19 protein-coding genes are annotated in these 25,211 nt (G+C 69.3%); 11 read left to right on the forward strand and 8 right to left on the reverse strand.

What is annotated here, in order from left to right:
- Positions 1-50 precede the first annotated feature (50 nt).
- From HDA45_RS08265 to HDA45_RS08275, 3 genes are all read right to left on the reverse strand, one after another.
- A complete protein-coding gene (locus HDA45_RS08265; RefSeq protein ID WP_184893389.1) occupies positions 51-1,103 on the reverse strand; it encodes an NlpC/P60 family protein in 1,053 nt (350 codons plus the stop codon).
- A 446-nt stretch (positions 1,104-1,549) separates the two neighbouring features.
- Complete coding sequence (locus HDA45_RS08270; RefSeq protein WP_184893392.1) at positions 1,550-1,792, reverse strand: hypothetical protein; 243 nt, start codon at positions 1,790-1,792, stop codon at positions 1,550-1,552.
- Between the two features lie 170 nt (positions 1,793-1,962).
- On the reverse strand, positions 1,963-3,345 hold the full coding sequence (locus HDA45_RS08275) for an NYN domain-containing protein (RefSeq protein ID WP_184893394.1): 1,383 nt from the start codon (positions 3,343-3,345) through the stop codon (positions 1,963-1,965).
- A gap of 96 nt (positions 3,346-3,441) precedes the next feature.
- Here HDA45_RS08275 and HDA45_RS08280 point away from each other — a divergent pair, with 96 nt between their 5' ends.
- From HDA45_RS08280 to HDA45_RS08315, 8 genes are all read left to right on the forward strand, one after another.
- Entirely contained in the window at positions 3,442-5,163 is a 1,722-nt protein-coding gene (locus HDA45_RS08280; RefSeq protein ID WP_184893396.1) for a DEDD exonuclease domain-containing protein, read from the forward strand.
- Between the two features lie 39 nt (positions 5,164-5,202).
- Positions 5,203-5,487 carry an Lrp/AsnC ligand binding domain-containing protein gene (locus HDA45_RS08285; protein ID WP_184893398.1) on the forward strand — a complete coding sequence of 95 codons (285 nt, stop codon included), beginning with the start codon at positions 5,203-5,205 and terminating at the stop codon, positions 5,485-5,487.
- Between the two features lie 140 nt (positions 5,488-5,627).
- The gene (locus HDA45_RS08290; RefSeq protein WP_184905434.1) at positions 5,628-7,667 is read left to right on the forward strand and encodes an AbfB domain-containing protein; all 2,040 of its coding nucleotides are present in this window, start codon (positions 5,628-5,630) and stop codon (positions 7,665-7,667) included.
- Between the two features lie 66 nt (positions 7,668-7,733).
- Positions 7,734-8,801, forward strand: a complete 1,068-nt coding sequence (locus HDA45_RS08295; RefSeq protein ID WP_184893400.1) for a hypothetical protein — start codon at positions 7,734-7,736, stop codon at positions 8,799-8,801.
- A gap of 36 nt (positions 8,802-8,837) precedes the next feature.
- The gene (locus HDA45_RS08300) at positions 8,838-10,922 is read left to right on the forward strand and encodes an AbfB domain-containing protein (RefSeq protein ID WP_184893402.1); all 2,085 of its coding nucleotides are present in this window, start codon (positions 8,838-8,840) and stop codon (positions 10,920-10,922) included.
- Between the two features lie 80 nt (positions 10,923-11,002).
- Positions 11,003-13,111, forward strand: a complete 2,109-nt coding sequence (locus HDA45_RS08305; protein ID WP_184893404.1) for an AbfB domain-containing protein — start codon at positions 11,003-11,005, stop codon at positions 13,109-13,111.
- A 73-nt stretch (positions 13,112-13,184) separates the two neighbouring features.
- Positions 13,185-17,078, forward strand: coding sequence for a nucleic acid/nucleotide deaminase domain-containing protein (locus HDA45_RS08310; protein ID WP_184893406.1), 3,894 nt, complete (start codon positions 13,185-13,187; stop codon positions 17,076-17,078).
- Positions 17,075-17,467, forward strand: coding sequence for a hypothetical protein (locus tag HDA45_RS08315; protein ID WP_184893408.1), 393 nt, complete (start codon positions 17,075-17,077; stop codon positions 17,465-17,467). Before HDA45_RS08310 ends, HDA45_RS08315 begins: the two co-directional genes overlap by 4 nt.
- A gap of 174 nt (positions 17,468-17,641) precedes the next feature.
- Here the strand turns inward: HDA45_RS08315 and qcrB are convergent, their stop codons facing one another.
- The 4 genes from qcrB to ctaE are packed head-to-tail and all read right to left on the reverse strand — an operon-like array spanning position 17,642 to position 21,933.
- Positions 17,642-19,309, reverse strand: coding sequence for a cytochrome bc1 complex cytochrome b subunit (gene qcrB / locus HDA45_RS08320; protein ID WP_184893410.1), 1,668 nt, complete (start codon positions 19,307-19,309; stop codon positions 17,642-17,644).
- A complete protein-coding gene (qcrA, locus tag HDA45_RS08325; protein WP_184893412.1) occupies positions 19,306-20,439 on the reverse strand; it encodes a cytochrome bc1 complex Rieske iron-sulfur subunit in 1,134 nt (377 codons plus the stop codon). Before qcrA ends, qcrB begins: the two co-directional genes overlap by 4 nt.
- Complete coding sequence (gene qcrC, locus HDA45_RS08330; protein ID WP_184893414.1) at positions 20,436-21,254, reverse strand: cytochrome bc1 complex diheme cytochrome c subunit; 819 nt, start codon at positions 21,252-21,254, stop codon at positions 20,436-20,438. The genes qcrA and qcrC overlap by 4 nt, the downstream gene beginning before the upstream one ends.
- Before the next feature lie 55 nt (positions 21,255-21,309).
- Positions 21,310-21,933 carry an aa3-type cytochrome oxidase subunit III gene (ctaE, locus tag HDA45_RS08335; RefSeq protein WP_005164165.1) on the reverse strand — a complete coding sequence of 208 codons (624 nt, stop codon included), beginning with the start codon at positions 21,931-21,933 and terminating at the stop codon, positions 21,310-21,312.
- A gap of 95 nt (positions 21,934-22,028) precedes the next feature.
- Between ctaE and HDA45_RS08340 the strand changes: the two genes are divergently transcribed.
- The 3 genes from HDA45_RS08340 (at position 22,029) to trpD (ending at position 23,953) form a co-directional block, all read left to right on the forward strand.
- Positions 22,029-22,445 carry a hypothetical protein gene (locus HDA45_RS08340; RefSeq protein ID WP_184893416.1) on the forward strand — a complete coding sequence of 139 codons (417 nt, stop codon included), beginning with the start codon at positions 22,029-22,031 and terminating at the stop codon, positions 22,443-22,445.
- A 61-nt stretch (positions 22,446-22,506) separates the two neighbouring features.
- Complete coding sequence (locus HDA45_RS08345; protein ID WP_037309389.1) at positions 22,507-22,917, forward strand: hypothetical protein; 411 nt, start codon at positions 22,507-22,509, stop codon at positions 22,915-22,917.
- A 4-nt stretch (positions 22,918-22,921) separates the two neighbouring features.
- Positions 22,922-23,953 (forward strand): anthranilate phosphoribosyltransferase, encoded by a 1,032-nt coding sequence (trpD, locus tag HDA45_RS08350; RefSeq protein WP_184893418.1) that lies wholly within the window; start codon positions 22,922-22,924, stop codon positions 23,951-23,953.
- Positions 23,954-24,221: 268 nt separating this feature from the next.
- Here the strand turns inward: trpD and HDA45_RS08355 are convergent, their stop codons facing one another.
- Positions 24,222-25,187: a helix-turn-helix domain-containing protein gene (locus HDA45_RS08355; RefSeq protein WP_184893420.1), complete on the reverse strand. Its 966-nt coding sequence runs from the start codon at positions 25,185-25,187 to the stop codon at positions 24,222-24,224.
- Positions 25,188-25,211: the final 24 nt, after the last annotated feature.

Consider the following 25,211-nt stretch of genomic DNA (forward strand, 5'->3'; position numbering starts at 1 on the left):
CGAAAGGGGCGGCACCGCCTGCGCGGTACCGCCCCTTTTCGTCTTTTACGTCAGGCCGTCGGGCGACGGGCCCCGACGTAGTTGTTCTGCAGCGGCGACACCTTGACGACGTCACCGGTGGTCGGCGCGTGCACCATCATGCCGTTGCCGACGTACATGCCGACGTGCGAAACCGGTGAGTTGTAGAACACCAGGTCGCCCGGCTGGAGCTGCGCCCGCTGCACCGGGGCGCCGAAGGTCGCCTGCTGACGGCTGGACCGCGGCAGGGTCAGCCCCGCCTGCTTGTACGCCCACAGCATCAGACCCGAGCAGTCGAACGACGACGGGCCGACGTCGCCCCAGCCGTACGGGCTGCCGAGCTTGCTCTTCGCGGCCGAGAGCGCCGCCGCGGCGGCGGGACCCGGGGCGGGCAGGTTGGGGAACGCGCCGCCCTTGTCCTTCTGGGCGTTCCTGTCCGCTGCGCTCAGGTTGCCGCTGGCGCGCTGGATTTCCTTGAGCTGGTCGTCCAGCGTCTTCTTGCGCGCCTCGATGTCCGTCGTCAGTTTGGCGGCGGTGTCACGGGCGGAAGTGGCCGCACCCTGCGCGTCCGACGCCAGCTTCGCGGCGGCAGCGGACTGGGCGACGGCACCGCTCAGATTGTTCAGGGCGGTGTTCTTGTTCGCGGCGAGGACCTCGAGCGCCGAGGAGCGCTCCAGGAAGTCCTGGGTCGACGCGCCCGACAGCAGCGAGGACAGCTTGTTCAGCTGCACACCGCTGGTGAACGACGCACCGGCGAACTTGTTCACCTCGGTCTGGAACGTCTTCTCGTCACCGGCCGCCTTGACGCCGAGGTCCTTGGCGGCGGCGGCGTCGGCGGTGGCCTTGTCGAGCTCGCCCTGCTTCGCGGCGAGGTCGTCCTTCGCCTTGAGGAGATCCTCGTTCGCGGTCTCGGCCTGTGCCGCGAGTTCGCGGTACTTGGCGAGCGCGTCCGATCCGGAGGGGGGCTGCTGGGGGGCGGGGGCTGGGGCGGCAGTGGCGACAGGCTGGGCGACCGTTACGGCTGTGATCACCGCGGCCGCGGCCAAAGCTCCTGACACCACGCGCTTGACTGGATGCGACTGCACGGTCGCGCGTGTCTCCTTTGCTGTCGGCCACCTACTCCGGAACCCGGGATGAAGAGGTCGGGGGCCCTCTTCCGCGAAGCCGCGTCGCCGACCGTGAGGCCCGCGCGGTTCCCCGCGTTCCCGCCTTGCGCCTGGCCGAGTGCTATCGCAACAGGTTTGGCGCACGGCTGGTTCTGGTGCAACTCCCCGACAAAGCTGCTTCAGTGGCGATCCCGTGTCGTCGTCTGTCGACGACTTCCGGCCACGAGATCTCGGACAGGTTACGAAACCACGGGCACCGCGTCCACCATGGCAGGCGCAAAAACTCTCCGTGATGCGCCGAAACACCTTCGGACCAGCATGAGCGGAAAGTTGTGACGGGCGTTACATCCTGGGGCTCATCACGACTACCTACCGTTCATCCGACCGGATCGACCACTCGTCGAATGCCCCGGTCGCGGCGTGTCTCAGGCCGTCATCCGGCGCTCCTGACCGACGATCTCGACCATCCGGAGGCGCGGGACCATTCCGGCCTCCGCGAGCGCGTCGACGGCTTTGCGCTCGTCGGCGTCCCATTCGAGCGACGGCGGCGCGCCGAGGAGGACGCTGACGACACAGTCATGACATGCGTCACCGCGGACCGCGCACCTGTCGCAATCGATGACGAACGTCTCTATGTCCGCTATATCGGCGATGGCTTTGTCGTCCATCTCGGGCTCCTCACTTTCGGTGGTGAGGTGCACATTAAGAGCGACCACCGACAGTTCCGGGCCTCGTTCGTGGGGTGCGGTCCGTGAAGGGCCCCTTGCCTACCCTGAAGGTAGTGAAGGAGTCCTTCACGGACTTTGCGGATCGCACGCGCACCAGCAGCCGCAGCCGGTCAGACCCGGCTGAGCCTCGACACCAGCACCGCCGACGGCACCGGATGCGCGCCCTTGCGCCGCACCGAGTCCGCCACCGCGCGGTCCGTGCTCGCGACCACCATCGGCCGCCCGGGCGGCTCGGCCGCGACCAGCGACCGGATGACGTCGTCCGCGAGCACGCCGCGTTCGGAGAACAGCACCCGCACCCCGCGCGGCACCGCCGCGGGCACGGAGAGCACGCCGGCGCCGTCGAACACCACGGTCACCTCGGCGCCGGTCCGCGCGGCCAGCGCGGAAAGCTGGTGGATCAACCGGTCGCGCTGGTCGGAAAGCGCCAGCTCCGGATACCCGGTCTTCGTGACGTTGTAACCGTCGACGATCAGGTGCACGTTGGGCAGCGCGAGATGCCTGTCGAGCGCAGTGACGTCCTGGATCTTGCCGCCCGCGCCCAGGCCCGACGTCGCGCCGCGGACCATGTCCGCCGGGCGTTGGCCCCGCGCGCTCACCGAAAGTTCCCGGCGCAGCCCGCCGACGGCGCCTTCGATCGTGTCCAGCAGCAGTCCGAGCCTGACCTCGTCGGCCTGACGCGCCTCGCGGGCGGACTGACGGGCGATCTCGGCGTCCGTAACGGCCTTCTCGGCCCGCACCCGCTCAGCCGCGACTCGCTGCTTCTCACGGTCCAGCTGGGCCTTCAGCGCCTTGATCTCCTCGGCGCGCTCGGCGCCGCCGCTCTCCATCTCGGCGTGCGCCTGCGCGACAGCGTCCTTGGCCTGACGCAGCTGGACACCTTGCTCTCGCAAGCGCTTCAACAGCTTCTCGACCTCGGCGTCGCGTTCACCTCGCGCACTGCCCGCGATCTCCTTGGCCTCCCGCAACTCTTCGCGCAACTGGGCCAGCTCGGCCTCGAGCCGCTGGTTACGGGCCAGCGCGGCGTCGCGTTCGGCACGCAGCGCCGTCTCCTCGGCGTTCTTGGCCACCAGCCGGACCCGTCCGGCCGCACCCGCCTCGCCCAGCAGCACGGCGGCGGCCGCGGCGGCGACGGAATCGGGGGCGTTCGGATCGAGGGCGTCCGTGCGGTGGTCGCGCAGCCATTCGGTGACCGCGACCCGGAACTGCGAAGACTCCCCCAACGCGACGAGCAGCGCCGTCCCGCCGAGTTTCGCGCGTTTCGCCGGGGCGAACTTGGCGACCGGCCGCAGCTGCCTCGGCACGTCGGCGACCGGCAGCTTGCCGACGGCGGCGGCCGCCAGCTCGGCGATCCGCTCACGTACGGTCTCCGGCAGGGACGTCCAGCCTTCGGCCGGGACCTCGTCGGACGGCCCACCTGACGACGCCACGACCCCCGAGGGGCCGCCAGTGGCGTCCTCGGGCAGTTCGGGCACTGCGGGCTGCGGCTGCATCGCTCCAGCGTAGGCCCCATGGGCTCGGGGCGCGCTCGATGGGACGGCGTGTGCGGATCCTGGGATTGTCGGTGCCCACCCCTACTGTGCCGGATCATGGACACCGGACGGCGGCCCGGCGCGGCGCAACTCGCCTTCGACGAGCTGGGAACCCCTTTGCGGGACACCACATTCGTCGTCTTCGACCTCGAGACCACCGGGACGAAACCCGGTCCGGACGGGATCACCGAGATCGGCGCGGTCAAGGTCCACGCCGGCGAGATCGTCGGTGAGTTCGCCACCTTCGTCAACCCGGGGATGCCGATCCCGCCGCAGATCGTCGAGCTCACCGGCATCACGACGGCGATGGTCTACGACGCTCCCCGCATCGAGAGGGTGCTCCCGGCGTTCCTCGAGTTCATCTCCGGTGCCGTGCTGGTGGCGCACAACGCCCCCTTCGACACCGGCTTCATGCGTGCCGCCTGCGAGGGCCACGGCTACCACTGGCCCAAGACGGCCGTCGTCTGCACAGTCCGGCTCGCCCGCCGGGTCATTTCCCGCGACGAGACGCCCAGCTACCGGCTTTCCGCGCTGGCCGCGCTGTTCGGGGCGCGCACGACGCCCAACCACCGCGCGCTCGCGGACGCGCGCGCCACCGTCGACGTCCTGCACGCGCTGCTCGAAAGGGTGGGCAACGTCGGCGTCCACACGCTCGAGGAACTGCTCGACTACCTGCCCGAGGTGACCCCGGCCCAGCGGCGCAAACGTTCCCTCGCCGAGCATCTGCCGTCGAAACCCGGGGTCTACCTGTTCCGCGGCCCGAGCGACGAGGTCCTCTACGTCGGGACGTCGTCCGACCTGCGCCGCCGGGTCCGGCAGTACTTCACCGGATCGGAGAGCCGGGGACGGATCAGAGAAATGGTCGCGCTGGCCGAGCGAGTCGACGCGGTCGAATGCGCGCACGCGCTGGAGGCCGCTGTCCGGGAACTGCGGCTGATCGCCGCCCACCGCCCGATGTACAACCGCCGTTCCAAGAACCCGCGGCACGCGTGGTGGGTCTCGCTGACCGAGGAGGCGTTCCCGCGCCTTTCGGTGGTCCGCATGCCGCGAGACGGGATGCTGGGGCCCTTCCGCACCCAGACCGACGCCCGGTCGGCCGCGGACACCCTCGCCGGCGCCTCGGGGCTGCGGACGTGCACCCAGCGCATCTCGGCCACCTCCCCCAACGGCAGGCCCTGCGTCCTCGCCGAACTCGGCCGCTGCGGGGCGCCGTGCGCCGGGCAGCAGACGGTCGAGGCGTACCGGCCCGGCGTGCTGGCGGTGTCCGGGCTCATCGCCGGGACGGACGGGCGGCCGCTGCGGGCCGCCGCCGATCAGCTGGCCCGGCTCGCCGAGGCCGAGCACTACGAACAGGCCGCCCAGCACCGCGATCAGCTGGCCGGGCTGATCCGCGCGGTCGGCAGGGCGCACCGGCAGTCGGCGCTGGCGGGCATCCCGGAGCTGATCGCCGCCGGGCCGGACGGAAAGGGCGGCTGGGAGCTCGCGGTGATCCGGTACGGCAGGCTCGCGTCGGCGGGTGTCGCGCGGCGCGGGGTGCCGCCGATGCCCGTGGTCGAGATGCTGGTGGCCTCGGCAGAGACGGTGATCCCCGGCCCCGGGCCGCTCTTCGGCGCGTTCCCGGAGGAGGTGCTCATCCTGCTGCGCTGGCTCACCCGTCCGGGCGTCCGGCTCGTGCGCACCACGCACCCCTGGGCCGAGCCCGCCGCCGTGGCGGGCGGCTGGCAGGAGTGGCTCGACCTGGCGGCGAGCGCGACGGCGCTGGAACACGTGGCGGGCTAGGATCGCGGCACCGGATCCACCGAAGCAGGAGGCGCTGTAGTGATCACCGCGATCGTTCTGGTCCAGGTCGAAGCCGATGCGATCCCCGAGGCGGCGCAGGCGATCGCGGACATCGAGGGCGTTCGCGAGGTCTACTCCTGCGCGGGCGACGTCGATCTGATCGCCTCGGTCCGCGTCGCGGCCCACGAAGACCTCGCGGATCTGATCCCGGCGAAGATCGGCAAGGTCCCCGGCGTCCTGAGCACGGTCACGCACATCGCGTTCCGCTCGTACTCGAAGGCCGAAAGCGAGTCCGCGTTCGACATCGGCGTCGAAGGCGCCTGACAATTCCTTTCCGGACGCCCGTCGCAAGAGTGATTTCCTGACTCGTCCAGGCGGATCTTGCGCGAATCGGACATCAGCGGTTAGGTGAACCACGACCGGGATTTCACTGGGGGAATTCCGGGAACTGGGGATAACTGAACATGTACCGAAGATCGGTCCCGTTGGGGATCGCGGCGATGGCCGCTGCCGTTTTTCTGTCCGGAAACCTCGCGATCGCGTCACCGATGGCCGCCGACGGGGCGAAAGACGTCGTCACGACGGAAGTCCCGCCCGCCGGTGTCCTCGAAAAGGCCAGGGCCGTCACGGCCATCGGCGAAGAGATCACCGGTGAGTGGACCTCACTGGACGACAAGGCGTTCGTGTTCCGCGTGTACGACCGCGCCGATCCGGCGCGGTACCCGCTGACCAAGGCCGAGGCGTATCGCGTCTACAAACTCGAAGTCGCCGACGCGTCGGCGTTCATCCGCACCGGGATCCACGAGTTCGTCGACCGTGACCACGACGAGAAGATCCGGCGCGACCACGAACTCGAGCTGGCCAGGAAGGCCAGGGAGGACGCGGCACGCTGGGCCGGGATCACCGCCGACGCCGCGATGCTCGACGGGACCGACCAGAACTTCGTCTACCAGGTCTGGAAACGCGCTTCCGGGCCGAAGGTGAAGAACGGCGCCCTCGAAGCCTGGGGCGGTGACGAAGCGGGCTGGAAGACGTTCATCACCACGACGATCTACGACCTGCACACCCAGGACCAGCTCGACGCCATCGCGCGTGAGCGCGAGCGGGACGAAGAAGCCGCGAAGAAACTGGAATCCGACTTCGCCCGCACCAACGCGGTCAACGCCGTCCCGATCCCGCCGAACCCGGCGTGGCTCGCTCTGGCCGACGACGACTTCATCCGCGAACTGCTCAAGACCACCCAGCTCGCCGATCCGGTCCACGCGGAGGTCAAGTCCGCCGCGCTCGCCGCGCTGCAGAGCAGCGACAGGCTCGTGTGGCGGGCGTACATCGACCGCGGCGTCCACGACGCGGTCAAACGGGACGGCGCCCGCGAACAAGCCGCGCGCGACGAGGCCGATCGCCAGAAGGTGCGGGACATCAGGGCGAAGGCCGAGACCTCCCGATTGCGGCCGCGGCTGGTCCAAGCCGCCGACGCGGCCTTGCGGGGCACCCCCGCCGACGTGACCGCTTTCCTGCGGGAAGGGCAATTCCTGCCGCTGACACAGTCGCTCATGGCCACCTCGCAAGGGCGGCGCGGCTTCTACGTGACCGGCAACGTCTCCGGCGAAGGCACCATCGGCACCGGTGACAACCCGAACCGGCCGACCGGCACCAGGCCGTTCCCCGCCGCGAACTGGCGCGTGGTGACCGGGCTGGCCGACGCGGGCTGCTACTCGCTGGAATCCACCCGTCAGGTGGGCACCTACCTCCGGCAGCGGGAACTCGCGGTGAAGGTGCAGGGCAACGACGGCACGGACCAGTTCAAACTCGACGCGACCTGGTGCCCGAAACCCGTGTCGGCCCACGTCGCGCTGGAATCGAAGGCCCAGCCGGGCCGGTTCCTCCGCCATTTCCAGAACAAGCTCTGGGTGGCGGCACGGACCGGATCCAACGCCTTCGACGGCGGTCCGTCCTTCATGGACGACATCGCGTGGACGGCCCGGCAACCGGACCCCGAGATCACCACGGTCCTCATGCTCCGGTGGTACAACGACGCCGCGGCCGCCGCGGCGGTGGGCGCGCCCACCGCCTCCGAGGTGTTCGAGGGCTATGACGGCAACGGCTTCCGGTACCGCGACTTCGCCAACGGCCGGATGTACCAGCACGATCGGCTCGGGCCGGCCCCGAGGTGGATGGGCTCGCCGTTCGTCGTGAGGTACGTGGCCTTCGGCGGCCTCCGGTTCTCGTTCCCGGAGACCGACCAGGAGACCCTCCCCGACGGCGCGCACCGCGTGAAGTTCCGGAACGGGGCGAGCCTCTACCGGGGCGACAAGTCGATCGAACCGAAACTCGTCTACGGCGCCATCCAGGACAAGTGGATCGCCGAAGGCGGCGGGACGGGTTACCTCGGATACCCGATCAATGATGAATACGCCGTCGAAAACGGCAGGCGCAGCGACTTCCAGGGCGGCTGGATCCTGCACTATCCGGCGACCGGGCAAACGGTCGCGTATCGCCGCTGATCATTCCGCACACAACCGAATATCCATTCTGCACCGAAGTGATTGGGGACTTCTGTGTATCAACGAATGCTGTCCTGTGCCTTGTGCGCGGCCGTCCTTTTCACCGGGACGGTCTCCGTTCCGGTGGCGGGCGCGGCCGTGCCGGGCGTCGTCTCGGTCTCGGCCGCGACACCGGGTGAGATCGCCCGACGGGAAGTGCTGTACCACGCGAAATACGGCGTGTACGCGACGGTGAAGACCGACGCGTGGGTGGCGCTGCTGAGCGAGGATCCGGACGCGGCGGCCATCGAGTTCCTGCGGCTGCCCGATGGAGGACTCGTCTTCGCGAAGGAAAGGGCGCAGAACCTCGACAAACGCAACATCGATTTCCTGAACAGGCTGCTGGAAACGCACACCAGGCAGTATTCGCCGGAGGTGTACCAAGCGGCCTCGTACTACCTGACCCAGCCGCCGTCGAAACGCGAAGAGTTCTGCCACGGCGGCGGGTACGAGGCCGCCAAGGCCCGCGACCTCAAGTTCCGCGCCGATCTCGGCGAGCAGAAACGGGCGCTGGTCGAGGAGGATCGCCGCTACGTCCGGATGCTGGCGCAGAACGATCCCGGCGCGCAGGTGCGGTTCGCCGCCTCCTACGCCGTCCGCGCGGGCGCGACCGACGACGATCTGACCGACTTCTTCGCCTGGGGCTGGGCGCATGCGGCGCGACTGGACATCGAGTCGTTCCGTGAACGGGTGCTGGATCAGAACCAGCAGTGGCTGCACACCATCGCGCGGCTGATCACCGACGCGGAGGCCGCGGAGAAGGCCGCCAGGGAGACCGAGGGCGAAGCCGGGAAGGAAGCCAGGGACAAGGCCGCCGCGGCCTGGCGGAACGTCGGCACGCAGTCGTCGCCCGCACAGTCCAAATGGGAGGAGGCGCGTGATTTCTCGCGGCGGCAGGCCGAAACCTGGCGCGCCATCCTGCTCGCGGCCCAGCAGGCGCAGAACCCGAACTGGAACGCGATGATCGACCCGGCGAAGGCGACCGAGGCCGATTGGGAGAACAACCGCTCGATGGCCGTCGACCAGGCCGCGTACTGGGAATCGCTGCTGCGGCAGGCACTCGAAGGCGAACAGCGGGTCAAGAACCCGAGCTGAGCACGACCGTCTCTCTCGAGAAAAAGGAACTGGGGTATGCGAAGAACGACTATGTCCACGTCACGGTTGAGCCGTGGCCTGGCGGTGGCCACCGTCGCCGCCGCCTTCTCCGGACTGCTGGGCATTCCCGCCCACGCGGCCGAACCACCGCCGGGGCAGGGCGTGCCACCGGCGATCCCGACGGCCGAACCCGACGTCGGCTCGACGACCATTCCCGCCGCCACGCAACGGGAGAAGTTCGACGCCGTCAACGCCATCCACGTCGGGGAACCGACCGACGACTGGCTCAGGCTGTCCGACAAGAACTTCGTCTTCCGGATCTACGACAAGATCAGTATCGACAAGTTCCCCCGCACCAAGGCCGAAGCCTCGCGGGTCTACGGGCTCACCGTGCCCGACGCCTCGGTGTTCATCCGGACCGGCGTCCACGAATTCGTCCAGCGTGATCAGGACGAGCAGGTGCTGCGCGACGCCGAAAAGCAGCATCGCGTCACCACGCGGATGAAGGCGATCGAGAACGCGCACATCGCCCCGGACCCGGCGATGCTCGACCTGACCGACCGGAACTTCGTGTTCCAGGTCTTCAGCCGGGCGACCACCGGGAGCAAGGTCAAGGCGGGCGCCGCCACCGCGTACCAGGGTGACGCCGCCGTGTGGAAGACCTTCATCGAGGTCACCGTCCTCGAACTCGCCGAGCAGGACGACCTCGCCGCCATCGAAAAGGCGCGTCAGCAGGGCGAAGAAGAGGCCCAGCGCGTCGAGCGCGAACTCAAACGGCGTTCGGCGGTGGCCGCCATCCCCGCCACCTTCCAGACCGTTTGGCTCCAGGCCCCCGACGACGTCTTCATCCGCGAACTGCTGCGCCTGCCCGAACTCGCGGTCCCGGCGAACATCGAGATCAAGGACGCCGCCGATCTCGCTTCGCGCAGCACCGATCCCGCCGTGTGGCGGACGTTCGTCAACACCGGCCTCAAGGAGGCGGCGGACCGGGGCAAGGCCCGCCGCGAACGTGAGGAGGACGAGGCGAACCGCCGTGTCGTCCGGGAGATCAGGACCAGGGCGGAGAACGGTGGCGTCCGGCCCCGGCTGGTCGCGGCCGCCGACACCGCGCTCACCGGTTCGCGTGCCGACGTCGTCGCGTTCCTGCGCGAAGGCCAGTACCAGGTGCTGAACCAGTCGCTCCAGACCGTGACCCCCGGGGTGAAGGGCTGGTACGTGCACACCGGCGGCGGCGACGCCTGGATCACCCCCGGACAGGCCGGTACCGACGGCACCAAACCGCTGCCGTACGCGACGTGGAAGGTCGCGAACGGGCTCGCCGACCCGCTCTGCTACTCGTTCGAATCCGTCGATCGCACCGGGAACTACCTGCGGCAGCAGGACTTCCGGGTCAAACTGCACGGCAACGACGGCACGGACGCGTTCAAACGGGACGCGACCTGGTGCCCGAAGCGCACCGGCTGGGGCATCGCGCTGGAGTCGAAGGCGCAGCCGGGCCGGGTCCTGCGGCACATCGACGCGCAGCTGTGGGTCGCGCAGCTCGGCGGTGGCAACTGGTTCGACACCGAACGGCTGTTCAACGAGGACTCGGGCTGGAAGGTCGTCGCCCCCAACCCCGAGGTCTCCACCCCGCTGATGCTGGGCTGGTACAACGACGACCAGCTGCGCGCCCTGGCCGGGAACCCGAAGGCCGCCGAGGTCCACGACGCAGGCGTCCGCTACCGGGACTTCCAGAACGGGCGCGTCTACTGGGGCCCGGAGACCGGTGCCAGGTTCGTCACGGGCGAGGTCCACACGCGGTATCTGGCCCTGGGCGGGCACAAATGGCTGTTGCCGCTCACCCATCAGGTCACCGGGAACGGTTCGGCGAAGATCTCGCTGCAACAGGGCGTCGCGCTCTACTGGACCCCGGCGACCGGGGCCAAGCTCGTGATGGGCGCCATCCGCGGCAAATGGGATTCGCTCGGCGCGGAGACCGGTCAGCTCGGTTTCCCGACCAGCGACGAGTACGACATCCCCGGCGGACGCCGGAGTGATTTCCAGAACGGCTGGTACATCACCTGGAACGCGGCCGACGGCGAAATGAAGGTGCTTCGCCGCGTCGTCATCCCCGTGGGCTGAGTCCGGCCCGAATCCGGACGGGGATCGGGTGATCCCGTTCCCCGTCCGGTTTTCTTCCCCCTCGACGAAGGTATTCCGAAATGCGAAGAACACTGGGGAACACCAGAAGACTGACCCGAACCCTCGCGATCCTGACCGTCGCCACCGCGCTGACCGGTCTGGTCGCCCCGCCGGGCGCGAGCGCCGCCCCGCCGCCGCCCGCGCCCGAGGTCCCGTTGGAGAGCCCGGACGCGACGGCGGCCGAACTCCCCGCCGCGACCGAACTGGAAAAGGTCAGGGCGGTCCACGAGATCGAGGTCGGCGACGCGACGGCCGAATGGCGTAACGCCACCGACATGAACTTCGTCTTCAAGGTCTACGACCGGATCAACGGCACCGATTTCCCACTCACCAAGGAAGAGTCGTACCGCGTCTACCGGATCATGGTGCACACGCCCGCCGCGCCGGACGCGACGGCGTTCATCCGCACCGGGGTCTTCGACTTCGCCGCGCGGGACCGGATCGAACGGCAGCGCCGCCAGGACGCGTGGAACGAGACCGTCCGCGTCCGGCGGGAGGCGCTGATCGACGCCGAACTCGCCTACGACGACGTCATCCTCAACGACAACGACCAGAACTTCGTCTACAAGGTCTACCAGCGGGCTCCCGCGGGGACCAGGCTCAAGCTCGGTGCCCTCGACGCCTTCGGTGGCGACGCGGCGGTCTGGAAGGACTTCATCGAGAACAAGATCCGGGAGCTGCATCACCAGGACCAGCTCGACTACATCGAGCGGGAGAAGCAGAAGGGCGAGGAAGAAGGCCGTCGCGCCGAGGCGGTCGCGGCCAAGAAGGACGCCTGTCACAAGATCCCGGTCGTCGCCGTCGCGAGCTGGCTCCTGCTGCCCGACGACGACTTCATCCGGGAACTGCTGAAGACGCCGGAACTGGCCGATCCCGCGCACCGCGAGATCAAGAACGCGGCGAACGCCGCCTTGATCGCCGGTGCGGCGGACTGGGCACGGTTCATCACCACCGGCATCGGCGAGGCCCGCGCCCGCGACGACGCCCGGATCCTGCGCGAGCGTGAGGAGGCCGACCGGCAGAAGGTGCGGGACATCAAGACGAAGGCCGACGCGAGCAGGCTGCGCCCGCGGCTCTCGGCGGCGGCTGCTTCGGTCGCGACGACCGGGACCTGGGACCAGGTCAAGGACTTCCTCGCCAAGGGCCAGTACCTTCCGCTGGACCAGGGTTTCTCAGGCGTCACGGTGAACACCCGCGGCTGGCACGTGCGCAGCGGCGGAGGCGACGCCTGGGCGACCCCGGGGACGCAGCCGGCGAACACCGTCACCGCTCCGCTCGGCGAGGCAAGCTGGAAGGTCGTCGCCGGGCTCGCGGACGCGAACTGCTTCTCGCTCGAATCGGCCACCCGGGTCGGCAGCTATCTGCGGGTCGCGCCGAACCTGCGGGTCCAGCTCGCGGGCAACGACGGCACCGACGGGTTCAAGCTCAACGCGACCTGGTGCGCGCGGCCGGGCCTGGACAACAGCGCGGGCAACGTGAGCCTGCAGTCGAAGGCGCACCCCGGCCGGTACCTGCGGCAGTTCTGGGGCGAACTGTGGGCCGCGCACGGCCAGAGCAACGAGAACAACTTCGACACCACGGGCAACTTCGCGACCGACGCGTCGTGGAAGACCGTCGACCCGAACCCGAACATCTCCACGAAGATCGACCTCCGCCTGCTCAACGAGGACTGGTGGCGCGAGTACTTCGGACCGGCGACCACCCCGGAGTACATCGAGAACGGGGTGCGGGTGCGGAAGTTCCAGAACGGCGCGGCCTTCTGGAACCCTTCGCTGGGGCCGAAGAACATCCTGTTCCCGATCCTGACCAAGTACTGGTCCATGGGCGGGCACAAGGTCCCCGCGAATCTGCCCGTCGTCGACAACCTCTTCCTCCCGGACGGGGTCGGCAGGGCGACCCATCTCGAAAGCGGCCGGTCCATCTATTGGAGTCCCAGCACGGATTCGCGGCTGATCTTCGGTGCCATTCGCGGACTGTGGGAAAGCATGGGCTGGGAACGAAGCTGGCTCGGCTATCCCATTTCCGACGAGATGGACGTCCCGGGTGAACCGGGCAAACGCCGGAGCATGTTCCAGTTCGGGAACATCGACCACACCGCCGAAAAGGGCGCGTGGGCGTATCGCAGGTGACACCGGTGTCCTCGCCGGGAAACCGGCGAGGCCCCCTTTCTTTTCCGGGAAACGAAGACTTCTGGGGGTTCAGATGTCCAAACCCGAACACGCGCTGAGAGCGCTCGTTCTTTTCTTGGTTCTGACCGTTTTCGCCGGGCTGCTCCAGCCCGGTTCCGCGTCGGCCGACGATCCACCGCCCGTCACCCCGCCACCGACGTCACCCGCGCGGCCGATGCCGGAGGACCCGTATCGCAACTGGGACGGACAGGCGGGTGTCCCCTCCCTCGTGGGCGAACCGTTCGTCCGTCAGATCGTCGCCGACCACGCGGAACTGGCGGAGGAGCTGGAAGTCCGCGAAGCCGCCGCGGCCGCGCTGGCCGCCGGCACCGCCGCCGCACTGGAGGAATTCCTCGAAAGCGGTCTCGACGCGGCCAAGGCCCGAGCCGAGGCTCGCAAGGCCGAAACCGCGACGCGGAACCGGGCCACGATCCAGGCGATGACGGGCACCGGTGGCCCGATCTTCAGGGCCGAGGTCCAGCGGGTGCTGGCGGGTACCGACACCGATCGCGAGCAGTTCCTGGCCTACGGCAAGGAGATCGCGCAGGAACGGGACACGCAGATCGCCGCCGGGACACAGGCCAGGGCCGACCAGCTGCGCGCGCGGGTCACCACCCTGCTCGGCGTCGCCGGGCACCACGTGAAGACCGCGGCGCAGGCCGCGCTCGATGCCGGCGACGCCGCGATCGCCGAGTTCCTCAACACCGGGTACCTGGCCGCCGCGCGACGCGACGCCGAAGACCGCGACAAGCAGATCCGTGACCAGGAGGCCGCCGAGCGCGCGGCCGACCAGCTGAGCGATCTCGCCCGGCGATCCGCCAGGGCGATGACCGCGCGCGGACAGCTCGTGGTGGCGCACGGCGACGCGCTGCGGGCACTGCAGCGGGTGGCCAACGCGATGGTGCTGGCGGGCAACGAAGCCCGTAAGGCCAAGCAGATCCTCGACGCCAACGACGCGGCGGGGAATCACCCGGCGGATTCGTTCACCGTCGTCAAGGCCGAAGCCGCACGTCAGGTGGCCAACGCCAGGAACGCCTCGACCGACGCCGTCGGCGCCGCCGAACGGGCGGGCGTGCAGGCGGCCGAACTCGTCGCCGCCGGACTGCCCTACGGCACGCAGTGGGGCGACATGGCCCGGGGAATGGCCGCGGCCGCCCAGGGCGCGGTGCACGCGTCGGAGACCGCCCAGCACGCGATCGACGCCACCGAGGCGACCGATCAGGCCCGCAACGCGCAGGAACGGGCCGAGCGGCACGCGGAACAGGCCCGTCAGTGGGGCCTGCACGCCGAACAGCACGCGCAGGCCGCCAAAGCGGTCGCCGATGCCGCCGCCGCGCAGGCCGCGGCGGCCAAGGACGCCGCCGTCCGCGCCAAGTCCGCCCGCGAACAGGCGGAAGCCGCGGCCGAGGCGGCCAGGGCGGCCGCGGACCGGACCCGCGGGCACCGGGAGGAGGCGCAACGCCAGCGGGACCGGGCGAAGAACGCCCGGCAGATCGCCGAAGCGGAACGCGTCAACGCGGCCGACGCCCGGCAGCGCGCCGACCAGGCCGCGGCCGAAGCGCGGCGACAGCGCGGTGAGGCCCAGCGTCAGGCCGGGGTCGCCGAGGACGCCAACCAGCGGGCACAGCACCAGGAGCGGCTCGCAGGCGAAGCCGAACAGCGGGCGGTCACCGAGGAAGGCAATGCGCGGACGGCCCGCGACAACGCCTACGCGGCCGAGCAACGGAAGCAGACGGCCCAGGCCAAGGCGGACGCGCTCACCGCGGCCGAGGCGGCGGCCCGCGGGACGACAGCCGAAGGTGACGCACGCCGGGCGGCCGACGCGGCCCGTGCCGAAGCGGGACAGGCCGCCTCGGCGGCCACCTCGGCAAGGAACGCGGCCAACCTGGCGACCGGGGCGGCCGTGGTCGCCCGGGAAGCGGCGACCGAGTCGACCCGGGCCGCGGCCCGGGCACGCGCGGCCGCGCAGGAGGCCAAGGCTGCCGCCGCGGCCTCGAACCGGGCAGCGGGTCAGGCCGAGTCTTCGGCGGCGGAAACGCACCAGCACGCGACCCAGGCCAACGCCAAAGCCAGCGAAGCGACCCTGGAGGAGACCAAGGCTGCCGAGGCCGCGCGTTCGGCCGTCCAGCTGGCCGAACAGGCCTCCCAGGAGGCGATGCGGTCGCTGATGGCGGCGGAACGGACCCGTGCCGAGGCCGACGCGGCCTTCAACGAGTCGGTTTCGGCGGCCACGCAGGCGGCTGTCGCACTCCGGGCGTCCACGGCGGCGAGCTCGTCGTCGGCGGCCATCACCGATCCGGCGAACACCGCGATCAGGGTCGTCGCGCCGTACGCGGGCACGGACATCGACGCGGACTTCGTCATCCTGGTCGCGACTCAGGCCAGGGCCGTCGGCGACGAACAGGCGAGAGCCGCCCGGGAACGCGCCAACGAGGCCCAGTTGGCCTCCGAGCGTGCCGCCGAAGCTGCCAGGCGAGCGGCGGACACGGTGAAACCCGCCTTCGAAGCTGCGGCACGCGCGGCGTCGTCGGCCGCCGCGGCGGCCAATTCCGCTGCGGAGGCGCAAGAAGCGGCGGCACGCGCGGCGAGCGAAGGCGCACTGGCTCGAGCGGCGGGCGACCGGGCGAACGCGTCCGACGCGGCCGCCAGGGCCGACGCGCAGACCGCCAGGGCCGCCGCCAACGAGGCGAACGCCGACGCGGCCATCGCGGGCCGGAGCGCGGCCGCCGCCGAGCGGGAGGCCCAGGCCGCCCGTGACGCCGCGGACCGCGCCGAGACCGACGCGCGGCTGGCCAGGGAAGCGGCGACGAACGCCGAAAAGTCCGCGTCCGATGCCAGGGAAGCCGCGGACCGCGCCGAAGAACACGCCCGTAACGCCGCCGCCGCGGCCGAGCGGGCGAGGCAGAGCGCGACCGAGGCCCAGCAGGCCGCGGACCGCGCCGAAGAACGGCAACGGCAGGAGGAGGAAGAGGAACGACGCCGGGCGGCCGAGGCTGCCGGGCAGCTCCCGGACCTCACACCGGAGGAAGCCGCGCTGCTTTCGACGTCCGAATTCGGACGCACGCTCCTGGACGAGTACCGGCAGGCGAGGGATAAAGCCCAAAGCGGCGGCGGGGTCGTCGAATTCCTCGTCGAGATCGGCGCCGAAGTGCTGCTGGAGGTCATCGGCTGGCGCGACGCGGAACGGTGCTTCGGCGACGGCAACATCGAAGCCTGCATCTGGACCGTGATCAACGTCGCGTCGGTGGTCGCGGTGTTCCTGAAGCTGCCGAAGGTGGCTTCGGCGGTCGTGAAGATCATCGAGAACATCAAGAAGTTCGTGAGCAAATCCGCGCTCTTCCGCAAGGTCGTGGAGAAGGTCACGCCGGTCTTCAAGACCATCCGCAAATGGTGCAAACGGCTCTCCGAAGTCCCGGCGACCGCGGCGAAAACCGCGGACCTACCGGACTTCACCTGCGGACTCGTCGACTACGACAGCAACGAGATGTCGACCATCGCGATGGAAGCGCGGGTCGGGTCCGGCTTCGGGCTCGGACACAACATCGCGGTCGCCTATCTGGAAAACTGGGACCCCGGCGGCAAGTATCCGAACTACGTGATCGGTTACAGCGACGGCGAGGACCGGCACTCCGAGCGGGACATCGTCCAGAAGGTACGTGCCCGCGGGAAGAACCCGAAGGACATCCAGGCCCTGTACTCCGAACGACAGCCGTGCCCGGACTGTGACCAGGATTGGGTGCCCGAGATGGGGGACAAACTCAAGGTTTCCTTCTCGGTGGCCTGGACCAAGGACAAACTGCTCAATTCGGTGTACAAGGAGATGCTGCAGGGCTACATGCGGAAGGCGTACAAGAAACGCAACATCCACTTCCCCGGTGCGCTGATCGCCGAGACCAAGGAGGAACGCGTGCTCGTGGGTGCCGGATGACGTCGCCGCGACGGGTCTCCCCCGCCGAGCAGGAACGGCTGCTCGCACTGGGCGGCCGGACCGCGGTCGTCCTGCGGGAGGCGGGTTTCCGGGTGCTCGTCGAACCGGACCTCTCCGGCCTCAGCGACGAGGGCGGCGCGGCGATCGACGTGGACCTCTTCGGACGAGCCGGCGGCGTCTACGTGAACTGGCGGATGAACGTCGCCTGGCAGGAGGAGGTCTACCGGCATCTGACGGCCGGGGAGATCGAGCATCCGAGGGTGCGGCAGCTGCACTCCGCACACGCGGCGGTGAGGGCGGCGCTCACCGCGGTCCTCTCCGCCGCGGGCCTCACCGTGGTACCGAGCGAGGACGACATGCGGCCGCTGGAGCTGCGGGTCGTCGGCTGACACCTCGCGCGGCTGGCTCGGGAAGGTTGCCGCGATCGACGATGAAGGAATTGGGACGTTGAACGTCCCAATTCCTTCATCGTCACCAGGCCACCCCGGCTCAAGACAGATACGTGAAGGCCCCCTTCATTGCGCTGGGCGCAATGAAGGGGGCCTTCACGTACTTCTACTGAGCTAGTGCCCGGAGGTGATCTCCTTGCGCTCCTGCGAGGGCTCGCCACCGATGTCGTCGACCTTGCCGTTGCCGTGCCCGTTGGCCCGGGCGCGCTCCAGCGCGACCGTCTCCTCGACCGGGTCCGGCGACCAAGTCGAACCCGCGACGGCGTGTCCGGCCGAGCCGAGCTTGTTCATCTTCTTCGGCACCGACGCGCCCTGGTACTCGAGCGGCAGCGGGTGGCCGTGGCCGTCCACCGGGCCGAGCGGCTGGTGGATCTCGATGAACTCACCGTGCGGCAGGCGCTTGATGATGCCGGTTTCGACACCGTGCTCGAGCACCTCGCGGTCGGCCCGCTGGAGGCCGAGGCAGATCCGGTAGGTGATGTAGTACGCGATCGGCGGTGCCAGCAGCACACCGATCCGGCCCGCCCACGTCGTCGCGTTCAGCGAGATGTCGAAGGCGAACGCGATGATGTCGTTGAAGCCCGAGAGCATGATGACCGCGAAGAACGTCAGGGCCATGATGCCCAGCGAGGTCCGGACCGGGACGTCGCGCGGACGCTGCAGCAGGTTGTGGTGCGCGGTGTCCTTGGACAGCTTTCGCTCGATCCAGGGATACATCACCAGCAAGCCGATGAGCAGTGGCATCCCGACAGCGCCGGGGAAGAACACCGCGGGGACCGTGTAGTTCCCGAGATAGAGCTCCCAAGCGGGCCAGATCCGCAGCATGCCGTCGGCCCAGGCCATGTACCAGTCAGGCTGCGAACCCGCCGAGACCTGCGCCGCGTTGTACGGGCCGATGTTCCAGATCGGGTTGATCTGGAAGAGGCCCGACATCAGCGCGATGACGCCGGTGACCAGCGCGAAGAACGCACCGCCCTTGAGCGCGAAGACCGGCATGATGCGGACGCCGACGACGTTGGTCTCCTTGCGGCGCACGCCCGGGAACTGCGTGTGCTTCTGGTACCAGACCAGCGCGAGGTGCGCGCCGACCAGGGCGAGCATGATGCCCGGCAGCAGCAGGATGTGGATCGTGTACAGGCGCGGGATGATCTCGTTGCCGGGGAACTCCCCGCCGAACAGCGCCCAGTGGATCCAGGTGCCCATGACCGGCACCGAGAGCACGATGCCCGACAGGGTCGCGCGGATACCGGTACCGGAGAGCAGGTCGTCCGGGAGCGAGTAGCCGAAGAAGCCCTCGAACATGCCCAGGACCAGCAGCAGCGCGCCGATGACCCAGTTCGCCTCACGCGGGCGCCGGAACGCTCCGGTGAAGAAGATCCGGAACATGTGCACCATCATCGAGGCCACGAAGATCAGCGCGGCCCAGTGGTGCAGCTGGCGGACGAACAGACCGCCGCGGACGTCGAACGAGATGTCGAGCGTGGTCGCGAAGGCCCGCGACATCTCGACGCCCTGGAGACCGGTGTAGCTGCCGTTGTAGACGACCTCCTCCATGGAGGGGTCGAAGAACAGCGTGAGGTACACACCCGACAGCAGCAGGATGATGAAGCTGTAGAGCGCGATCTCGCCCAGGAGGAAGGACCAGTGGGTCGGGAACACCTTGTTGATCTGGTGCCGCATGCCCTTGGCCAGGTGATACCGGTCGTCGGCCCACTTGGCACCCGCACCCGCGGCCTTCTCGACCGGGTTCGTCCCCTTCGTCGGGGTGGTGAGTGAACTCATGACTTACGCTCCCAAAAGGCCGGTCCGACGGCCTCGTTGAAGTCTCCGCGCGCGATCAGGAAGCCCTCTTTGTCCACTGTAATCGGAAGCTGGGCCAACGGCCGCGTCGCCGGACCGAAAATCGGCTTGGCGTAGTGGAGCGCGTCGAACTGCGACTGGTGACAGGGGCAGAGGATGCGGTTGGTCCGCTGCTCGTACAGGGAGGTCGGGCAGCCGACGTGGCTGCAGATCTTCGTGTACGCGTAGTAGTCGCCGAAGTTGTAATCCTCCTGGTTCGCCCGCTTGACGACCTTGGCGGCGTCGGTGGGGCGAAGGCGGATCAGCATGACGGGGTTGTCGACCCGCTTGAAGGCGGCGGACAAGGCGTGCTCGTCCTCCCGCTCCGACTCGCGGAACGGGAACACCGTCTCCATCGCGCCCGCGTCGAGGTCCTCGACCCGGACCAGGGACACCTCGTGCGGACGGCCGGTGTTGCGGCGCAGGTAGACGACCTCATCCGGGAAGTTCTTCTTCCAGCCCGAGTGCCACAGCGAGTCGCGGCCTTCGGTGTCCTTCCAGGGGTCCTTGATGAAGGACGCCACCGGCAGGGCCGCGACGGCGAGCCCGAGAACACCGGCACCGGCGCCCGCGGACCGCTTGATCAGCGACCGGCGCGCGATGGTGCTGTGGCTGCCCGAGTGGGCCAGCTGCGCGAGGATGGTGGCCTTGTCGACCTCTTTCGAGCCGCCGTCGCCACGCTCCTGCACCGCGACCTCGGCCGGGATGAACTTCTTGGTGTAGAGGACAGCGCCGATGCCGAGGCTGAGCACAGCGAGCCCGAGAGTGATCCCGAGCAGCGGCGTGTAGAGCGTGTACAGCGTGTAACCGTGCGTGCCCGGCTCCGTGTACTCGAACCACTTCGGCCAGGCGACGATCACGACGAACGCGAGACCGGACAGCGCGGCCAGCACGAACCAGAGTGCGACAGAGCGCTCAGCGCGCTTCTCCGCCTTCGTCCCCTCGACCGGCCACGGAGTCGGGTACTCGACGATCTCGACCCCGTCGAGCGCGGTACCCAGCTTCACCAGCTGGTCGCGATCCATGTCCGCCAACTCCGCCTCTGTCGGCGGCTTCGGCCCTTCGGCGCTCATGCCTTCGATCCAATCCACAACGTCACGCCGATCAGCGCGGCGATCCCGACGATCCACGCGATCGCGCCCTCCGAGGCCGGGCCGATACCGCCGAGCGAACTACCGCCGGGCGAGTTGTTCCCGTCACTCACGGACTTCACGAACGCGATGATGTCCTTCTTCTCCTCCGGCGACAGCTGCCGGTCGGAGAACTTGGGCATGTTCTGCGGCCCGGTGAGCATCGCGGTGTAGATCTGCTCTTCCGTGGCCGGGTCCAGGTTCGGGGCGAACTTGCCCGACGAGAGCGCGCCGCCGCGGCCGGTGAAGCCGTGACAGGAGGCGCAGTTGAGGCGGAAGAGTTCGCTGCCGCGCGCGACGTCCTCGCCGCGCAGCGCGTCACCCTTCTCGGTGGGACGCTGCGCGCCGCCGCCGTTGGCCTGGATGTAGGCGCCCAGCGCGTTGATCTCGGCCTCGGACAACTTCGGCGGCTTCCGCTGCGCCTGGGCTTCCTGGCGCACCGCGGGCATGCGGCCGGTCGAGGTCTGGAAGTACACGGCCGCGTCGCCGATGCCGATGAGGCTCGGGCCACGGTCGGTGACACCTTCGAGCTTCGGCCCGTGACATTCGATACACGTGTTGTTGTAGAGCTTCTCGCCCTCACGCAGGAGGGCGGACTCGCCCTGCGCCTGCGCGGTCTGCGGCTCCGGAGCGAAAACGGCGTACAGCCCGCCCACGCTCAGCAGCGCGATCCCGAGCGCCAGCACGCCGGCGAACCGCCTGCGCGCTTTAGACCGCTTCCGGAAGCGGCGCTCCGTGTTGTCCTTGCTGGAGGTCATCTTGCGGCAACCCTTGCTGTCAGTTCAGGCCGATAGGTCGTGGTGGCGGCTTTGTTCACGGAAGGATGTAGATCACCGCGAACAGACCCACCCACACGATGTCGACGAAGTGCCAGTAGTACGACACGACGATCGCCGAGGTGGCCTGGGCCGGGGTGAACTTGCTCAGCTTGGTGCGGATGAGCAGGTACACGAACGCGATGAGCCCGCCGATGACGTGCAGGCCGTGGAACCCGGTCGCGAGGAAGAAGACCGTGCCGAACGGGCCGGACGGGATCGTCATCCCCTCGTCGATCAGGTGGAGGTACTCGTAGCCCTGGCCGCCGACGAAGATCGCGCCCATGATCAACGTGATGATGTACCAGCGGCGCAGTCCGAAGACGTCACCCTTTTCAGCGGCGAACACGCCGAACTGACAGGTGAACGAGGACGCCACGAGGATCACGGTGAACGGGATCGCCAGTGCGACGTTCAACTCGAAGGGCTCACCGTGCAGCGGCGGCGGCCACTGGCCGGTCGCGTTCTGCGCCTTCACGGTGAAGAACATGGCGAACAGTCCGGCGAAGAACATCAGTTCGCTGGACAGCCACACGATGGTGCCGACACTGACCATGTTCGGCCGGTTCAGCGAGTGGACCCGCTGGCTGATGGTGGGAGCTGCCGTTGTCACGCGTCGCATTATGTCCTCTCACGCATGGGGCCCGCCGGGTGGGTCCACGGCAAGTCGCGTGCGTGTCGGGTCACATCTGAACGAAAGTGGGAACAGGGCTACTCATGGGTTTACTAGATCGGCTTCGTGACCTGGTCAAGAAGCCGAACCTCCCAGGTCTGACGGTCGACACGCCCGGCGTGGAGATCGTCGCGGAGGCCTTCGATCCGGCCGAGGCGGACTCTTCTGTGCTGGCGAGATCACCCGCTTGGGTAGCCGAAGCGCCCGCGATCCTGCGCCACCACTTGAAACTTCCGCCCGAAAAGGTGGCGGAGGCGACTTCGATCCTCGCCCAGGACGGCTGGGAGCTGCGAGAACAGGGGCCGGACGGCGACTTCATGCTGGCGCACGCGGTGCGCGTCCAGACGCTCGACGCGCTCCACTGCGCGCAGGAACGGTCGCGGATGGCGGGGCTCGCGCAGCGGCTCGGCGGAGACTCGCTGGGCTGGGACGCGCTCCAGCCGTCGGGTGCGTCCACGTGATGTCGGTCATGGCGGATAACATCGCGGGGTCGACATGACTAGACGAGGCGGAGGCGCGCTCATGGGCGAGCAGGCGATGCGGATCCTGGTGTTCAGCCACAAGGCGGAGGTGCGCGAGGCGATCATCAACGCCGTCGGCCGCAGGCCCGCCGCCGACCTCGGCCGGGTGGACTACACCGAGGCGTCCGGTATCTCCGAGGTGCTCGTCGAGATGGACGCGGGCAACGTGGACCTGGCCATCCTCGACGGCGAGGCGCAGCCGACAGGCGGCATCGGGCTGACCCGTCAGCTCAAGAACGAGATCGAGGATTGCCCGCCGATCGTGGTTTCGGTGCGGCGCAAGGACGACCGCTGGCTCGCGACGTGGTCGCAGGCCGACGCGGTGCTGGTCCACCCGCTCGACCCGCTGACAGCCGCGGAAACGGTCGCCGACGTGCTGCGCGCCCGCCGGGTGCCAGTCGTGCACGGCTGAGCCGATGAGCGCGGCCGCCAAGACCTGGCCGTCCCTGCTCAACCAGCTCATCGCGCGCGCGGACCTCTCCGAGGAGGACACCGCGTGGGCGATGGACCAGATCATGAGCGGGGCGGCGACACCCTCCCAGATCGCCGGATTCGCCGTCGCGCTGCGCGCGAAGGGCGAGACACCGGCGGAAATCTCCGGTATGGCCGACGCCATGCTGGCGCACGCCAAACGGGTGACGATCGACAGGCCGTCGGTGGACATCGTCGGCACCGGCGGCGACCGGTCCAATTCGGTCAACATCTCCACCATGGCCACGGTGGTGACGGCCGCGGCCGGGGCCCCGGTGGCCAAACACGGCAACCGGAGCGCTTCGTCGAAATCCGGCGCCGCCGACGTGCTGGAGGAGCTGGGCGTCACCATCGACCTGCCGCCCGAGACCGTGCAGCGCAGCGTGAACGAGCTGGGCATCGGCTTCTGCTTCGCGCCGAAGTTCCACCCCGCCCTGCGCCACGCCGGCCCGACGCGCGGTGAGCTCGGCGTGCCGACGACGTTCAACCTGCTGGGCCCGCTCACCAACCCCGCGCAACCGCGCAGTTCGCTGATCGGCTGCGCCTACGAGGACAAGACCCGGGTGCTGGCCGAGGTGTTCGCGCGGCGCGGGATGACCGTGCTGCTCGTCCGCGGCGACGACGGTCTCGACGAGATCACCACCACGACCACCAGTTCGGTGTGGGTGGTGGCCGGTGGCGAGATCACCGAGCGGACCTTCGACCCTTCGTCGCTGGGCATCGCGCGCGCGACCGCGGAGGACCTGCGCGGCGGCGACGCGGCGCACAACGCCGAGGTGTTCCGCCAGGTGATGGCCGGGAAGACCGGGCCGGTGCGGGACGCGGTCCTGCTCAACTCGGCGGCCGCGCTGGCGGCCTTCACCGGGTTCTCGGGTTCGCTGGAAGACGATCTCGCCGCGGGCCTGGCGCGAGCGGCCTCGGCCGTCGATTCGGGCGCGGCGGCGGATCTGCTGAACCGGTGGATCGCCTTCGCCTGACGGGACGAGTGGGTCGTGAGTGGCGAAAGGGTGTCGCGGCCGCTCCCTGCCGACGCACTGGCCCGGAGGTTGCGAAAGCCACTTTCGCAACGTTGAAGGTTGCGAAAGTGGCTTTCGCAACGCAGTTTTCCCGCCAGACCGTCCCGGCCGAGGGCGTCGTGGCCCCTGGGGGCAGGCACGTGCCGCGAAAGCCACTTTCGCGACGCCTGATGTCCCGAAAGTGGCTTTCGCGACATGATCGCCGGGATAGCGCAGGCCAGGTGGTCGGTCACGAAGCGGTGCTGAACCGCGCCCGGTAAGCCGTCGGTGTCAGTCCCGTGGCCCGTCGAAGCCGGGTGCGCAGGTTCGCCGCGGTGCCGAACCCGGAAGCCCTCGCCACCCGGTCCAGCCGCTGTTCCCCGCGCTCGATCAGGCGGCAGGCCAGCGCGATCCGTTCCGTCGTGAGCCACGCCAGCGGCGTCGTCCCCAGTTCGGCGCGGAACCGCCGGTGCAGCGTCGCCTGGCTGGCCGCCGCCCGCGCGGCGAGATCGGCGACGGTGAGCGGCCGGTCCAGCCGTTCGCGCGCCCATTCGAGCACCGGTGCCAGCGAGGTGTCCGGCACCGGGGGCACCGGACGTTCGACGAACTGCCGCTGGCCACCGTCGCGGTGCCCGGCGAACACCAGCCGCCTGCTCACCGCGTTGGCGATCTCGGCGCCGTGGTCGCGGCTGATCAGGTGCAGCCCCAGATCGAGCGCGGCCGCGCTGCCAGCCGCGGTCAGGACGTCGCCGTCGTCGACGAACAGGACGTCCGGCTCCAGCACCACCTCGGGGAACCGCGTCCGGAACTGCTCGGCCCATCTCCAGTGTGTCGTCGCGCGCCGTCCGTCCAGGACGCCCGCCTGCCCGAGGGTGAAGGCGCCGGTGCAGAAGCTCACCAGGCGGGCACCCCGCGCGGCCGCGTCGCGGACGGCCGCCAGCACGGCTTCCCGCGCCGGGCTCTCCGGATCGGGCCGGTTGGGCACGATCACCGTGTCGGCGGACTCCACGGCTTCGAGCCCGGCGACCCCGCTGAGGGTGAACATCCCCAGGTGCATGCGCACGGACGGCTCGGCGGCGCACAGCGTGAAGCCGTACCAGGGTCGATCCAGTTCCGGCCGCCGCAGGCCGAAGAGCTCCGTCGCGACGCCCAGTTCGAAGGGATTGGACCCCTCGTCGACCAGGACGGCGACCTCATGCGAGAAATCATGCGACATATGCGATTCCTAACACTCACTCCC

The sequence above is a fragment of the Amycolatopsis umgeniensis genome (assembly GCF_014205155.1).
GTDB lineage: Bacteria > Actinomycetota > Actinomycetes > Mycobacteriales > Pseudonocardiaceae > Amycolatopsis > Amycolatopsis umgeniensis.

Bases quoted from the DNA above. Each gene is read 5' to 3' on its own strand.
- HDA45_RS08270 (WP_184893392.1), bottom strand. From the start codon at position 1,792: ATGGACGACAAAGCCATCGCCGATATAGCGGACATAGAGACGTTCGTC.
- HDA45_RS08275 (WP_184893394.1), bottom strand. From the start codon at position 3,345: ATGCAGCCGCAGCCCGCAGTGCCCGAACTGCCCGAGGACGCCACTGGC.
- HDA45_RS08280 (WP_184893396.1), top strand. From the start codon at position 3,442: ATGGACACCGGACGGCGGCCCGGCGCGGCGCAACTCGCCTTCGACGAG.
- HDA45_RS08290 (WP_184905434.1), top strand. From the start codon at position 5,628: ATGTACCGAAGATCGGTCCCGTTGGGGATCGCGGCGATGGCCGCTGCC.
- HDA45_RS08295 (WP_184893400.1), top strand. From the start codon at position 7,734: ATGCTGTCCTGTGCCTTGTGCGCGGCCGTCCTTTTCACCGGGACGGTC.
- HDA45_RS08300 (WP_184893402.1), top strand. From the start codon at position 8,838: ATGCGAAGAACGACTATGTCCACGTCACGGTTGAGCCGTGGCCTGGCG.
- HDA45_RS08305 (WP_184893404.1), top strand. From the start codon at position 11,003: ATGCGAAGAACACTGGGGAACACCAGAAGACTGACCCGAACCCTCGCG.
- HDA45_RS08310 (WP_184893406.1), top strand. From the start codon at position 13,185: ATGTCCAAACCCGAACACGCGCTGAGAGCGCTCGTTCTTTTCTTGGTT.
- HDA45_RS08315 (WP_184893408.1), top strand. From the start codon at position 17,075: ATGACGTCGCCGCGACGGGTCTCCCCCGCCGAGCAGGAACGGCTGCTC.
- qcrB (WP_184893410.1), bottom strand. From the start codon at position 19,309: ATGAGTTCACTCACCACCCCGACGAAGGGGACGAACCCGGTCGAGAAG.
- qcrA (WP_184893412.1), bottom strand. From the start codon at position 20,439: ATGAGCGCCGAAGGGCCGAAGCCGCCGACAGAGGCGGAGTTGGCGGAC.
- qcrC (WP_184893414.1), bottom strand. From the start codon at position 21,254: ATGACCTCCAGCAAGGACAACACGGAGCGCCGCTTCCGGAAGCGGTCT.
- ctaE (WP_005164165.1), bottom strand. From the start codon at position 21,933: ATGCGACGCGTGACAACGGCAGCTCCCACCATCAGCCAGCGGGTCCAC.
- HDA45_RS08340 (WP_184893416.1), top strand. From the start codon at position 22,029: ATGGGTTTACTAGATCGGCTTCGTGACCTGGTCAAGAAGCCGAACCTC.
- HDA45_RS08345 (WP_037309389.1), top strand. From the start codon at position 22,507: ATGGGCGAGCAGGCGATGCGGATCCTGGTGTTCAGCCACAAGGCGGAG.
- trpD (WP_184893418.1), top strand. From the start codon at position 22,922: ATGAGCGCGGCCGCCAAGACCTGGCCGTCCCTGCTCAACCAGCTCATC.
- HDA45_RS08355 (WP_184893420.1), bottom strand. From the start codon at position 25,187: ATGTCGCATGATTTCTCGCATGAGGTCGCCGTCCTGGTCGACGAGGGG.